General features: G+C 38.9%; 15 protein-coding genes. 4 read left to right on the forward strand and 11 right to left on the reverse strand.

Translation table 11 applies throughout. From position 1 onward, the window contains the following. Nucleotides 1-91: 91 nt before the first annotated feature. From KHA99_RS01550 to KHA99_RS01560, 3 genes are all read right to left on the reverse strand, one after another. On the reverse strand, nt 92-511 hold the full coding sequence (locus KHA99_RS01550) for a CoA-binding protein (RefSeq protein ID WP_213115674.1): 420 nt from the start codon (nt 509-511) through the stop codon (nt 92-94). Between the two features lie 90 nt (nt 512-601). Continuing rightward, complete coding sequence (locus tag KHA99_RS01555) at nt 602-1441, reverse strand: sensor histidine kinase (RefSeq protein WP_213115675.1); 840 nt, start codon at nt 1439-1441, stop codon at nt 602-604. A gap of 451 nt (nt 1442-1892) precedes the next feature. Beyond that, a complete protein-coding gene (locus KHA99_RS01560; RefSeq protein WP_213115676.1) occupies nt 1893-3632 on the reverse strand; it encodes a glycosyl hydrolase family 18 protein in 1740 nt (579 codons plus the stop codon). A gap of 163 nt (nt 3633-3795) precedes the next feature. On the opposite strand from KHA99_RS01560, the gene plsY reads away from it, so the two are divergent. The 4 genes from plsY (at nt 3796) to KHA99_RS01580 (ending at nt 7185) form a co-directional block, all read left to right on the forward strand. Next, complete coding sequence (plsY, locus tag KHA99_RS01565) at nt 3796-4395, forward strand: glycerol-3-phosphate 1-O-acyltransferase PlsY (protein WP_213115677.1); 600 nt, start codon at nt 3796-3798, stop codon at nt 4393-4395. 120 nt (nt 4396-4515) lie between these two features. Further along, nucleotides 4516-4686: a hypothetical protein gene (locus tag KHA99_RS01570; RefSeq protein ID WP_213115678.1), complete on the forward strand. Its 171-nt coding sequence runs from the start codon at nt 4516-4518 to the stop codon at nt 4684-4686. Between the two features lie 539 nt (nt 4687-5225). Continuing rightward, nucleotides 5226-6377, forward strand: a complete 1152-nt coding sequence (locus KHA99_RS01575; RefSeq protein WP_213115679.1) for a CapA family protein — start codon at nt 5226-5228, stop codon at nt 6375-6377. A 46-nt stretch (nt 6378-6423) separates the two neighbouring features. Next, nucleotides 6424-7185 (forward strand): CPBP family intramembrane glutamic endopeptidase, encoded by a 762-nt coding sequence (locus KHA99_RS01580; RefSeq protein WP_213115680.1) that lies wholly within the window; start codon nt 6424-6426, stop codon nt 7183-7185. Nucleotides 7186-7304: 119 nt separating this feature from the next. Here KHA99_RS01580 and KHA99_RS01585 read toward each other — a convergent pair whose 3' ends face one another. The 8 genes from KHA99_RS01585 to abc-f all read right to left on the reverse strand — a co-directional run bounded on the left by KHA99_RS01585 (nt 7305) and on the right by abc-f (nt 13846). Continuing rightward, nucleotides 7305-7619 (reverse strand): hypothetical protein, encoded by a 315-nt coding sequence (locus tag KHA99_RS01585; RefSeq protein ID WP_213115681.1) that lies wholly within the window; start codon nt 7617-7619, stop codon nt 7305-7307. 24 nt (nt 7620-7643) lie between these two features. Continuing rightward, nucleotides 7644-8075: an acyl-CoA thioesterase gene (locus KHA99_RS01590; protein WP_213115682.1), complete on the reverse strand. Its 432-nt coding sequence runs from the start codon at nt 8073-8075 to the stop codon at nt 7644-7646. 26 nt (nt 8076-8101) lie between these two features. Then, nucleotides 8102-10393, reverse strand: coding sequence for an AAA family ATPase (locus KHA99_RS01595; protein WP_249366387.1), 2292 nt, complete (start codon nt 10391-10393; stop codon nt 8102-8104). A 190-nt stretch (nt 10394-10583) separates the two neighbouring features. After that, nucleotides 10584-10814 (reverse strand): small acid-soluble spore protein Tlp, encoded by a 231-nt coding sequence (gene tlp, locus KHA99_RS01600; RefSeq protein WP_213115683.1) that lies wholly within the window; start codon nt 10812-10814, stop codon nt 10584-10586. 134 nt (nt 10815-10948) lie between these two features. After that, nucleotides 10949-11089 carry an acid-soluble spore protein N gene (locus KHA99_RS01605; protein ID WP_213115684.1) on the reverse strand — a complete coding sequence of 47 codons (141 nt, stop codon included), beginning with the start codon at nt 11087-11089 and terminating at the stop codon, nt 10949-10951. Nucleotides 11090-11154: 65 nt separating this feature from the next. Next, the gene (locus KHA99_RS01610; protein ID WP_066304847.1) at nt 11155-11286 is read right to left on the reverse strand and encodes an FbpB family small basic protein; all 132 of its coding nucleotides are present in this window, start codon (nt 11284-11286) and stop codon (nt 11155-11157) included. 209 nt (nt 11287-11495) lie between these two features. Next, complete coding sequence (locus tag KHA99_RS01615; RefSeq protein ID WP_213115685.1) at nt 11496-12032, reverse strand: peroxiredoxin family protein; 537 nt, start codon at nt 12030-12032, stop codon at nt 11496-11498. 116 nt (nt 12033-12148) lie between these two features. Beyond that, nucleotides 12149-13846, reverse strand: a complete 1698-nt coding sequence (gene abc-f, locus KHA99_RS01620; RefSeq protein WP_213115686.1) for a ribosomal protection-like ABC-F family protein — start codon at nt 13844-13846, stop codon at nt 12149-12151. Nucleotides 13847-14334 lie beyond the last annotated feature (488 nt).

Genomic DNA, 14334 nt, shown 5'->3' on the forward strand with positions numbered 1-14334 from the left:
TTAAAACAATCGTTTTTCGTATGGTTAATTTCCCTATATTTTGGACAGAAAAAATAAAAGCCGCCAGTATCGTTGGCAGCTTTTTTTCATGTTATCTTGATCTTGTTAAAGCATGGATAACCTTAATGCAGCGGTCCATAATGACGGTATAGCCCTTTTCCTTTAAAAATTGATAGGCTTCTTCATTCTCGAGTCCTTGCTGTGCCCAAAATACGTCAGCATCAATTTCAACAAATTCTTTTGCCACATCGAATAATTGCTCTGAGCGGCGAAAAACATTAACAATATCTACATGGCCCTCAATATCCTTTAATGATTTTACAGCCTTTACACCGAGCACTTCATCGATCGTCGGATTTACGGGAATAATCTCGTAGCCCGCCTTTTGCATGACGTTAGATACTTGATAAGAGGTCCTGTCGGGATTATTGCTTAAACCGACAACCGCAATCCTTTTTGCGTTTTTTAAAATAGCGCCCATTTCTTCAAGGCTTGGATTTTCTATAGTCATTTCTTTCACTCCTAGAAACATATTTTCCTTATTGTACCTTTATCTACTAAAAATATATAATGAAAAGCTTCCAACGAATCGGAAGCCAACTTAAATCGGGTTCAGTTCAGGTCTGACAGCGGAAGTAACCTTAGGGACCGAAATGGAAACACTGACCCCCTCACCATTATTTTCAATAGAAATATAGCCGTTCATATTTTCCAGCATGGTTTTAGACATATAAAGCCCAAGTCCAGTTCCTTGCCTTCTCGATGTAAAATAAGGGTCAAATACCTTAGCTAGCAAGAAAGGTTCAATTCCCCCTGCGTTATCTTTAAATTCTGCCGTAATATACTTATCTGATTCGCAAATTTTTATGATAATTTTTCGATTCTTAATGTCCTTCTCCACAAAAGAGTCCCTAGCGTTCATTAAAAGACTTAGGACAATTTGACTGAAATCATTCGGGTACCCGTAAGCCATTTGTTGTCCCCTGTACATAAAGTCCACTTGGATCCCGTGGTTTTTGAGACAAATTGAAAAGATTGACAACGCATCCTCAATGGCTTCACTGACAGAGAACAATTTTTTTTCAAGATTGGGCTTATAGAATTTCCGAAAATCACTAAATGTCCTCGACATATTTTCAAGCTGAATCACGCTTTCTCTTGTAAATCGATCGACGTATTGACCGTTTATTTCACCATATTCCAAGGCAGCTCTGATATCTTGGATTAACATTAATAAACTGTTTACAGGCTGGCGCCATTGGCTGCCGATGCCAGCAATCATTTCGCCCATCGCTGCCATTTTTGCCTGCTGGATTAAAATAAGATCTTTTTCCTTATTCTTGACGATTTCCTCTTGTAACCGGTTTTCTAACATTCTGTTGATTGCTTCATATTGTTCCGCCAGCTCTTGAAAGTTTGTATTTTCCTTTTCATTCCTCATGTTTTTTCACCCCTTAGAGAACATGGTAGATATGATAAAACCGACCAAGTGGATTAATATTGGCCTGTTATTCTTTATGTTTCTATATTTATTTTAGCTAAATTATAGAAAAACAGATACATCCCTTCCACCGAATTAACAAATGGTTTGAAAATTCTCCATATTTCTGTAAAGAAATTGCCTTTAAATCTCCCTAATTTATTGGAAATAAATACAAAAAACCGGCACATGCCAGTTCAGATTGTCGAAAAAGGGTATTTTTCTCGGCAATTTTTAATTTTGTTCAAACCTAAATTACCAAATTTTTATTGATTATCCCTGGCAAAAGGGCCTGTTGAAAGGCCTTTTATTAATATTGTTATAACAAATTAACGCAGTGTATCATTAAAGAAAGTGGATAAAATAAAAGGCTATCGATAGTTTCTCGACAGCCTGAACCGGCACATGCCAGTTATTCGTTTTTGGTGATATTTTTTTCAGAAAGGATGTTAAGAGCAGTCCATGCCGTTTGGTCAGCGAAAAGTCTTGACCAGCTTCCGACTCCGGCTAATTCATATTTCACTGCCAATTCAGCCCGCTTCTTTAAGGACATTTCATCTTCAATCCAAATTTTATAATTAGCCTTCTCTGTTTCATCATAATATTCCGCATAATTTTGCCCGCTTTCCTCATCATAGGCAGGCCGCAATCCTCGCTCGGTCAGCCATGCCTTCACCTTCTCCATAGAAAGCGCCTGAGCAATGACCTCTTTCGTACCATCAGCTTTCGTTTGTTCTTTCCATAGCCGGGCGTACAATGGAACCCCTAATATAAGTTTCTCCTTCGGCACCTCCGTCAGCAGTTTTTGCAAATTCCGCTTTACCCATGGAAGACTCGCCACGCTGCCAGGGCCTGTAGCTGCGGTATGTTCATCATAAGCCATGATCATTAAATAATCCGCAATGTCAGCAAGCTTTGGCCTTTCATAGAATGAGGACCAATTGTTATTCTCACCGGCGGAAAATGTAATATCCATCGATACAGTTAAACCCGCTTCATGCAAATATGGGGCTGCCTCCCTTATTAATTGTGTAACCATTGGTCCGTCCTCAGGATTTACATTTTCGATATCAAAATTGATTCCCTGCAGCTGATACATTTGGCTGAAATAAAGCAACTGCCGAATGATCTTCTGTCGGGTTTCAAAATCCTTGAAAGCTTTGTTTGTCAATACCGGGTCAAAGGAATTAGAAAACAGTCCCCACACATGGATTCCCTTCGCCTGAGCCCACTTGCTATATTCCAATGATGCTAGGTTTTTGATGGAACCATCTTCTCCCGCCAATGAGAACCAAGTTGGAGAAACCACATTAATTCCAGCCATTTCAGGAATCGCTGCGGCATTTGGATTCTTTGTATAAACGGCTTCCCATGTCAAATGGATTGGCCCGGTTATTTTCGGCAGTTGAAATGATTTACTTTCACGGACAATCGAAATTTTCACGGATTCTTCTTTTTTCACATACTCTTTCTTGATATAGCCGCTGATACCGTTAGCCTTCCTGACAAGATAAAAATCTTCCTTTTCTCCCTCGATTGAAACAGCTTCCTTTTTGTTCATTTCTGCAGTATAAGGGGATTGCCACGAAGCTTTTGTCCGAAGCCTAAGCTTTTCCCTGTTGATATCTTTATCTATAATTCTTCCAGTTTGATATGTTTCCCCGTCTTGCTGTATCCAAATGGCACCGGTTTGTGGAAGCCTATGATACTGAATCGGGTAAAAAGCAAGAATGGAGTCAAGAGCTAGATAGATATCGCCATCCATCGATTTGATAGGCGAAAGCTGTAAAGAAACAGGCTTTTCGTTGACAAAATACGTTAACGAATCGGTCGGCATTTGCACTACTTTATCTTTAGTGGTAATAATGACGGATTTCGATTTTTCATCGTAAGTGATGGAGTGGTCCATACTTTCTTTTAAAAAATGGAATGGAATATAGATATTGTTCCCTTCAATTAAAGCATTGCCCTGCTGTGCCCCTTTAAATAAAATTGGGCTGCTTCCGTTAAAATAGACCTTTTTCTCTTCTGATGCAAAAGGATAGAAAAATATAAAAATCGAGGAAATAATCAGGAAAATGCTTCCTGCCAATCCTCCCAGCAGCCATTTTTGTGAACTTGGCTTACTTTTTTGATATTCTATACGAGCCATAAATATTGTTCCTCCCCAGATACTATCGTACGGTATGACATATGAAATGGGAAGACATTTTTATAGGAGTTTTGACTCATAAACTATTTAAGAGATAGTGTTTTTTCAAAATAACATGGTAAAATAGAAGAACTGGATTCTTTTTTTGGAGGAGAAATAGTTAATGATTCAAATTATTGTTGTTCTAATCCTTGCTTATCTGCTTGGCTCCATCCCCTCTGGCTTAATTGTCGGGAAAGTTTTTTATAAAACCGATATTCGCCAGCATGGCAGTGGCAATTTAGGGGGAACCAATACATTTCGAACACTTGGAGTGAAAGCGGGATTAGCGGTTACCATTGCTGATATATTAAAAGGGACTCTAGCAGCAGCACTGCCCTATCTGATTCATGTTGATATGAACCCACTGATTCCAGGTGTATTGGCTGTTATTGGACATACCTACCCCATCTTTGCAGGGTTCCGAGGTGGTAAAGCAGTTGCTACATCTGGCGGCGTCATTTTGTTCAGCGCCCCAATCTTGTTCGTGACTCTGGTAGTAGCTTTCTTTATAAGTCTTTACATTAGCAAATATGTTTCTTTATCATCAATGATCGCTGGAATTATCGGTATTATTTATGTCATTACCATGGGGTTCGTACAAAAATGGGACATTCCTTTACTTATCGTAATCACCCTGATGGCATCGTTCGTTATTTACCGGCACCGTGCTAATATTCGTAGAATCGTGAATAAGACAGAACCGAAAATAAAATGGCTGTAAAGGAACCTCATTGGTTCCTTTTATAATTTTCATATAAATTTCATATTCCTTCCATTCAGTAAGTAATTTATAAAGTAAAATAAAAATAGGAAGATAGCTTACTGACTGGAGGGAAACAAGATGAAAAAAACTGCCCAGGACTATATTTACACTAGTGTTGTTTCCGATAGCAATGACGTAAACGAGTTTATAATTGAATTTTTATCCGGTGAAATGAGTGTAGGTTCTCCTGTAAAGGTCACGAGAAATTTTGAAGAATTAATCGAGTTTTTTGAGGAAATGGAAGATTAAATAAGACAGCGGAGCCCGCCATTTTGGAGCTCCGCCTTTTTTGGCTAATAAAAAAGAATAAATTCAACTACGCCTTATGAACCATCATAACGGACTCGCCAATCGGCGAGTTTTTATTTATATCTTTAACAATTGAAATTTTTTATTGCCCATTACATCTTCAACGTAATCTAGCTTTGTATGGTCAAAATATACAAAATCCTTTTCATGAATGATAATAATCAGATCCTCAAACTCAAAGGTGAGGTCTCCTTTAATTTTCCGCTCCTCCAGAGACAGATTTAACTTTGGTCCCCCTCAGCCAATTCCCATGCTTAAACGCAGATAAAGTTCCTCATCCGCAGTTTTCTTCTCGTTATTCACGGTTTTAATTAATACTCGGTACGCCGCTTCCGTTACTTTAAACAATTTAATCACATCCTTGTTAAAAAAAATGTTGTCAAAATATGTTTTAATTTGCCAGATAATAATTTATAGTATTATCAAAGAATAAAAAGATACACAGAACAATTAAACCAAAATAATAATAGGAGAAGAATATGATGAAAAAATCCATTATTCCGTCCTTGTTGATTATTATTGGCTGTTCTCTCCTTGCCACTGTCCTCCTGATTAAACAACAAAGCCAATCTAATCATACCGCAAAAGTTTACGCAACAACAATTCACAAGTCCCGGCCCATGGAAAACCTCCAGCATTCGTTGACACAAAAAATAACGGTTGGTGCCATCGGGGATATTCTAATTCACAGTCCTGTATATCAGGATGCCTTTAACGGGGCGAGCTATAATTTCGACCCAATGTTCGAAAATGTGAAAGCGCTTTTAGAAAAGCCTGATGTGCTTACCGCCAATCAGGAAAGCGTTCTTGGAGGCACAGAACTTGGACTTTCCAGTTATCCGACCTTTAATAGTCCACACTCGGTTGCCGATGCATTAGCTATGAACGGTGTTGATATCGTCTCCAATGCAAACAATCATTCATTGGACAAGGGTGAACGCGGGATTCAGTCGGAAGCGGCTTATCTAAATGCGATTGGTCTCCGCTATGTCGGCAGCTTTGTCGATGAAAAGGATAGAGAAACATTAAGAATTATAGAGAAAAATGGGATTAAGCTCGCCTTTCTTTCCTATACATACGGAACTAACGGAATTCCTGTACCAAAAGGAAAAGACTATCTAGTCAACCTGATTAACCGCGATCATATGCAAGAAGAAATTCATCGTGCCAAAGACAAAGCAGATGTGGTAGTTGTAAGTATTCATTGGGGTAATGAATACCAGCGAATCCCGAACACCGACCAAAAAGATCTGGCCCGCTTTCTGGCAGGAGAAGGAGCTGATATCATCTTTGGCTCCCACCCGCATGTTCTTCAGCCGATGGAATGGATTGATAATCCAGATGGTAGAAAAACCTTTGTAGTTTATTCTTTAGGTAATTTCATTTCCGCCCAATACGGTGAATATAAAGATATTGGCGGAATGGCCGAGGTTGAGGTTACCAAGCAGACAACGGAACAAGGAAGTTCAGTTGTACTTTCAAATCCTAATTTTTATCCTACATTTGTAACGAGGAATCCGAATCGAGATTATCGTGTGGTGCCGCTTGAGTCAGCCGGGACGTTTGGTCTTTCGAAAGCTGAGCAAAAATATCAAGAAATCCAGCAGCATATGGTACAATGGCTCCGATAGGTCGGGGCCTTTTTGTTTGAGTAAAAGGCGTATGGGGGGATTTTTGGTGCTGCAAAAAAATGTCATTGGCATCATTTTAGGCTTTATATTTATGGTCATGACTTTTCTTTACACAAGAGGCATATTTACTCCATTTTTTGCTTTCATGATCGTATTGCTGCTGTTCATTGCCTTTTTGAAGGAAGAAAGCAGAGTTTTCACGTGGGTCCTGATAACGTTTTTTCTTGGAAATCTGATGGTTGGTTACGCTAGTCAATTCCTTGAACGTTTTCGATTGTCTGCCTTTTCTTTTGTGATGTTTAATCAACTTTTATTGCTTATCCCAATCTTCATGATTCGCTATGTTTTAATTAAATTTAAGCGAAAAATGTCCAGCTACTTTGGGAGGCCTTCTGTTCCTTCTTCCGCCCAAGTTATTTATTTGATACTTTCTATCGTTATTTTACTAAGCTTCCCCATCCTTTTGTATATGAAAAAAATGCCTGTCAATGGGCAGTCCTTTTTATATATTCTAGTGTTCTCGATTACCTATGCTGTATTACAGGAAGTATTGTGGAGAGGTCTTCTCCTTCCCCATTTAAGGCTCACTGCAGGCAATAAAATAGGGGTCGTCATGACAAGCATCGCCTTTGGCTTCAACACTTCATTATTTAGCCAAACCTTTACATTAACCATCCTGTTTATTTTAATCGGATTATTTTTTGCTATTATTACGGTAAAAACAAAAAGTATTTACCCTACTATTTTTCTTCATGCATCGATAATAGCTCTACTATTAGTCAGCGGGTTGATGGTGCTTCCTGTATAAATGAAAACTCGCCGATTGGCGAGTCCCTTAGGACGAAGACAGAGGCATAGTTGAATTTATGCGTAAAGTATGAAATTCGAGAAATTTTATACTTATTAGCGAAAATAAAGGCCCACTTATTATTCAAGTGAGCCTTCTTCACGATCCCAAATATGTTCTAGCTGTCCCTCTTGTATTAAAATATCTTTTTGCCGAGGGCCGATTAAATCAAAATGAGAATAGCCATCCTTGCGGTGATGGATCCATTCCTTCTTTAAACCATATCTCGTTCCCCAGGCAGCCAGCTTATCCAAATCCTCGCAGCCAACCTTTGTGACAGTTTTATAGCCGGGGAAGCGGTCATCAAGCCAATAATGAGTAAGAAAGGCGATTTCTCCAGAATCGATTTTTCTTTTCCATTCATCAATATCCCGTTTTTTAATGCCAAACGCCAACCTGATTACCTCCTGGGTCTGTGATTAGTCCCGTTTCTTTATTTCCTCGTATTTCAAGTACCATTCCGGAAATACTTTTTTAAATGATGTCGGCCGGAAATTTTCTTTTTTCACAATAATGTGGGTCGAAGTACCTTCAGCGCATACTTCTTCATTTCCATTTATTATTGTATAGCCGTAAATCGTCTTAATTCCATCGTTATGGGCGACCCAGGTTTTTACGAATGCTTGATCGCCGTACCGTAATGGTTTTTTGTAGGTAATTTGAATATCATAAACCGGCGCATAGTAACCGGCTTCCTCCATGGATAAATAGTTGTAGCCAAGATCTTCAATTAACGCAGTCCGTCCCAATTCAAAGAACTTCAGATAATTGGCGTGGTAAATAACGCCCATCATATCTGTGTCCGCATAGTACAGATGTATTTCCCTTTTAGAAATAAAATATTTCTCCATCTTTCTCGTCCCCTTCATGGTATCTTTTACTTTATCTTTTTAAGCGCCGCCTCTGCATCCTCCGCTTCAAGTAGCTGTGCTTTTTCCAATAGATTTTCGATGTGTTCTAAATTGATCAATCTTTTGGCCTGGGCCTGAATCATTTCATCCACCAGGTTTGCTGCCATCCGTCCGTTTCCTTTGAAAGCTTCCTTCTCCATAGACTGTGTAAGCAGACCTTTAGCTTTTTCTGTAAGTTTGTATTGATAACTTCCGGCATAGAAAACGATAATCTCCAGCAGTTCCTCAGGTGCATAATCAGGGAAAAAGAAAAACTTTTTAAACCGTGAACGGAGCCCCGGGTTGCTTTCCAATAATTCATTCATTTCAACAGGATAACCCGCTAAAATGACAACCAAATTATCATTATGCTTGGTCATTTCATCAACAAGCGTATCGATTACTTCTTTTCCAAAGTCTCCTGCTGTAGACCCAAGGAGGGCATAGGCTTCATCAATGAACAGGACCCCGCCAAGAGCCTCCCTAATTTTCTTCTTTGTCTTACCGGCCGTTTGCCCTACATATCCTGCCACAAAATCCGCTCTGCTCGTTACAATTAAATGACCTCTTTTTAAAATACCGCATTCCTTTAGCAGCTCGGCATAGATTTTAGCTACAGTAGTTTTTCCGGTTCCCGGATTGCCGGTAAAAACGGAATGCAGTTGAATGGGTACGGTCGGGAGACCATTGTTGCGACGGTATTGCTGCATTTTTACAAATGAAACTAATGAACGAATTTCTTCTTTTAATGGCCCAAGACCTATCAAGGCATCAAGCTGATCCTGCGGGGACTCTTTACCTTCAGGCTGCTCTAAAAGAAAATCTTCCTTTGTTAAAAGGATAAATTTCAAAATTTCATCTTCGCTATTGTTTTCTGATCCTTTTTTAAAAATGGCATCCAACACGATATTACGAGCTGCTCTAGCATTTCCGAATGACTCGTCCACCCGCTCGAGATCAAGACGATGATTGATTTCCACTTTTGCTTCCTCTGTAAACAAATAGTCATTATCAGCAGCCGCCATTTCGGCGATTTGGATCAACTCTTCATTCGAATAATTTGGTAAATGAATCATATTAGATTGTGGGAAACGGCTGCGAAGTCCCATATTAGCCTCTAAAAAGCTGCGCATTTCCTCGGTATATCCTGCTAATATTACCGCAAATTTCCCGCCGTACTCCTCACTTGTCATCAAGGCAACCAAAGTGTCGATGGCTGCTTGTCCATAATCATTTCCAGTCTGGCCTTCCCGCTTCAGACTATAGGCTTCGTCAATAAATAACACGCCGCCTTTTGCCCTTTCCACTGCGGCTCGGACGTTTTCTTCGGTTTGGCCGACAAATGAGCCGACAAGCTGCGAACGGTTGGTCTCAACCACTTTTTCCTGTGGGAGGACGCCCAGTTCATGATAGATTTTTGCAAGCAGCCGGGAGACCGTTGTTTTTCCAGTACCCGGATTCCCGGTTAATATCATATTTAGGCTGAATTCATCCTTTATTTTAAAGCCAAGTTCTTTGCGCTGTTTTTGGTATTTTAACACTTGATAGAAATCATTTACTCTTTTTTTAACCGTAGCCATACCAACCATATCATTCAGCTGTTCCAACGCCTTTTTTTCAGACTGGCCTTCATGATTACTTTCAACAAATAACTCCTGCCATTTTACTTTAATGTTTTCGAGGTTGGCTAAATGATTTTTTAAATCCTCATAGTAGACGGAAGTATGAAAAACACCAGTAATCGATTGATCATATTCTTCGGCAGCCTTTAATAATGAGGCGGTTTCTCCAATTGCCAAAGATAATAATGCATTTAGCTGACGATAGGGTTCAGTCTGATCCATCCGTGAAGGGGTTCCAGACTTTGATTCAAGATCATGCAGTGCATCCTCTGCTTCGGTTAAAAAGCTTTTACATATTTCTATGTATTCCTCAGCAATTTTCTTCTTGGCTGTTCGGTTATCGGTCTCCCTTATTGGTGGAAAGATGAGTGGAGCGAGAATATCCTTCATTTTTTTCCAGTCAGCTCGAAAAAGATATTCCGTTGCCTTTTTATTATCAGGGTCCAACTGTAGAGCTTTTTTAAGCATTGGGACGGCTATGCTGTCCTGGTTATTACGTCCAAGTCTTGATAATGCCGCTGTGGTCAATAGGTCCGATAAGATTAAAGGATTTCTTTCCTTTTCCAAAGCAGCAATAATTGGCCCTTCATCCTTGATAGTTCCATTTTGCTGAAGTTCCATTTTCCAATTCTTTATTTGGTTCATTTCATGTTTCAATAGGATCAACTCTTCATAAGAAATTCCCTTCTATCTTAACACATCGGGCTTGATAACTTAAAATTTGGGAACTAAATGAAAACTCGCCGATTGGCGAGTACGTTAGGACGGTTCATGAGGCGTAGTTGAATTTATTCTTTCTTATTAGCCAAAAAAAGGACCGTCCTTGAAGAACTGGTCCTTAGCTTTTTTATCCCTGGTTGTTATTGGCCTCATCCTTAATTTCTGAACGGAAAGATTCGATGCTTTCCTGTCTGCGCTGATTTTTCTCTTGAATTTGCTGGCGCTGTGTTTCGCTGTCAGTGAAAGACATGGACTCTTCAGCCGCTTCCATATTCTGAATCGTATTTTCAATCATGTTTTGCAGTTTCTCAACATTATCGCTGCGATCATCTGGATTTGGTTTGTTGTTATAAGGCATGTTAACTCCTCCTAAGAAATTGTTCATGTTACAGATATAGTTTGTAACGAAGACTAAAAAATATCACAGAAAAAATTGCATTATCAAATTAAAAAGACCCTGCGCAAGTGCACACGGGTCTTGGATTTCTATATTTATTCGCCTTTAGTTTGCATAACCTGGGCGTGTTGGCCGGATGTATCCTGCATTTTCTTGCCCTTATTTCCACCGGCACTTTGCGGCTGTGTACCGATATGGTCCGGCCTAAAGCGTTTTGTTTGATAACCTTTACCCATTCTAATCCCCCCTTACTAACATTTTGTCCAAAGGGGGCAGATGAATGAATGGTAATCTTTTTTAATTACTCAGCTTTACCGAGGCGCTTTGCTTCAATGCGCTGTTCAATTTTTTCCATTGCAGCACGGTCTTTTAAAAGTTGTGATTTATTTTCAGATACTAGTTCCGCAAAAGAACGTTTTCTTGGCTTTCTCATTTGTATCACCTTCCTTATGTCCTATTCTAACAGTTATTATCACCAATAACGGTTTAAATTATTACAACTTTTTGAAAATTTAATTCTTTATTTTTTTTATAATGAAAACTAGCTGATTGGCGAGCCCCCTAAGGGCGAAGACAGAGGCGTAGTTGCACTTATACTTTCTTATTAGCCAAAAAAAAAACGCTGGATGTTTAATCCAACGTTTATTTCAACTTGCTTGTAAATTCCTTCATTTCCTCAAGCTTCATGGAACCAACGAATTTATTTTGAATGACTCCTTTGCTATCAATAAAATATGTCGATGGAATTGATAGGACTTGATACTTTTCATTTACTGCATCCTCAGAGTCAAGCAGGATTGGGAAAGTTATTTTATATTCATTCACAAATCCTTGAACATCCAATTGCGGATCGATATTTACCGCTAGGATGGTTATATCGTCACCCGCTTCTTTATGAAGCTGTTCCATATCAGGCATCTCAGCTTTACATGGCGGACACCAAGTCGCCCAAAAGTTAAGCATAACTTTTTTACCTTTTAAATCAGATAGCTTGACGGTTTCTCCAGCCAATGTTTTTAGTTCAAAATCAGGTGCTTTGGCGCCGATTGCCGGGCCGTTTTGAGCAGCTGCTGTCGGGCTTGCGGTTTCGGGTTTCTCTGCCTTTTTATTTACTGCTTGGACGATTGCTACGGTTAATAATGATATCAATAACACGGCAGCAATGACTTTCTTCACCATCCCGAATCTCTCCTTTATACATAATCCAATTACCCTGATTTTACACTATAAACTCAGTTGAAACAAAGCATACATATTTCGATTTTGTGACAGTTAAGGGAAGAGCCCTGAGGCCCTTACCCAATCAGATTCCTTTTCTGTTTTAGCAATTCATTAAATTCTTTATCTAATAGAGGATATTTTGGATCTTGGCGGTCAATAAGTGCTAACTCCCCAAGTACTGCGGCAATTTTGTTTTCAATTACCATTAGGATTTCTTTTTGGTCCCCTTCATCTTTTTTATTCTCTTTATTAAAAAACTCCTCCGGTCCCATTTCAAATCGCTTTATTTGCTGATCTTCAAACACCAAAAGCCGATTACAAAGTTTATTTAAAAAATAATAATCATGAGAAACGGTGATAATTGTCCCAGTAAACTCAGATAATGTTTTTTCAAGCTGTTCTCTACTGGGCAAATCCAAATGATTAGTCGGCTCATCCAGAATTAAGACATCATAGTCTTTCAATAACATGTCAACAAGCTTAACCCTGGTCCGTTCACCAAGACTTAACGTTCCAATAGGTTTTGTAATGAATTGTTCCTTAAGCCCCAGGTTGGCAAGCATGGTTCTTGCTTTAAAAATGTGATCGCGGTCGGTTAATCCCAATGCTTCGATTGCTGTTTTTTCAACAGGTAAATCAGCAACATCCTGGCTTAAGTAAGCAATTCTTAACGAATCGCTCTTCCACAATTCTCCGTCAGTCCGCGAAACCAATCCCATAAAAATTTTGATTAACGTTGTTTTCCCGCAGCCATTTTCGCCAAGGAGTCCAATCCGCTCTCCATAATTAATGTAAAATTGGGAATTTCGGAAAAGGTATCTGCCCTTAAAAGCCATGGACAGATTTTTTGCCTCAATGATACGCTTCCCTCTTTTTCCGCAGCTGTCAAACTCAAATTGAACCGTTGCTTCTTCCAAAGGTTTATCTACCTTGTTTTTGCCCAGTTCACTCTGCAGTCGTTTCATTTTTGACTTTATTTGTGCGTCACGCTTCTTTGCTTTGACCCGGTGATATTCCTTAAAACCTTCCTCTTTTGTGGAAGTTCTATGCGCTTTATCCGACCAGGATTTTAATTGGTCCATTTGCTCTTCTACCCGTTCAATCTGGCGCTGCTGCACTTCGTACTGATGCTTTTGGTTCGCTATTTTGCGCTCCTTCTCCTTACGGTATTCACTATAATTACCTTGGTAAAACTGAAGCTTTCCAGCCTCCAACTCAAAAATCCGGTTAACTGTTTGATCAAGAAAATGTCGGTCATGTGAGATAATCAAAACAGAACCCGGGAATTTTTCTATTTCAGAAATTAACCAATTAACTCCTTTAAGGTCTAAATGGTTTGTCGGTTCATCCAAAATTAACAGGTCCGGTTTTGAAGCCCATATACTTGAAAGAGCAAGTTTTAGCTTTTCGCCGCCGCTTAAATGCTCTAGCCTTTCATCCTGCCAATTTTGAACCTTTTTCAACCCTAACTCGCTGGCGAGCTGAAAAACCTCACATATTTTTAAGGATTCCTGAAAATCATTTACTTCATAATCAATTGATTGAGATAGGTAGCCTATTTTCAGATCAGGTGATTTTTCTATGTGGCCACGATCTTGCACTTCCTTTCCCAAGATGAGATTTGCCAATGTCGTTTTGCCGCTGCCGTTGTAACCAACAAGACCGATTCTTTCACCAAATTTAATATCCAACTGAATTTCATCTAAGATTTTTCGTAAATGAAAGCTCTTTTCTAATCCTTTTATACTTAAAATAACTCTATTTTTGTTCATAAAAAAACTCCCTCCATGAACCTGAAGAGAGTAAAATGTCTTATTAAAAGCAACACGAAATAAACCTCTTTAAAGGTTATTAGCAGCTTATAATCAGGACATAAAAAGGACAGACTTATCCCATTCTTCAGGTTCAACATTTTTCGTTTATTCGAATCATGTTCTGAAAAATAAGATTAAAACTTCATCGGCCCTTTTTTCATTCCTTTACGATTGATTAATCTCATTCTAAGCAATTATAAGCAGGATTGTCAACAAAATACAAAAGGAGGATTTATGGATTACTTCTGATTTTTGTTATTATTATCTTGTTGTACTTGATTTTGACCTTCTTGATTATTCAAATTATCTGGTTGCCTTCTATAAACATTTCTTCGATTTGGCGAATAATAATTTACATTATTGGGTCTTACTTGTCTGGATGACTTGCCTCCACAACCACATCCCATATTACTCACTCCTCTTTTACGATATACAAAAAAAGATTG

The organism is Neobacillus rhizophilus, assembly GCF_018343535.1.
GTDB classification, from domain to species: domain Bacteria; phylum Bacillota; class Bacilli; order Bacillales; family Cytobacillaceae; genus Neobacillus; species Neobacillus rhizophilus.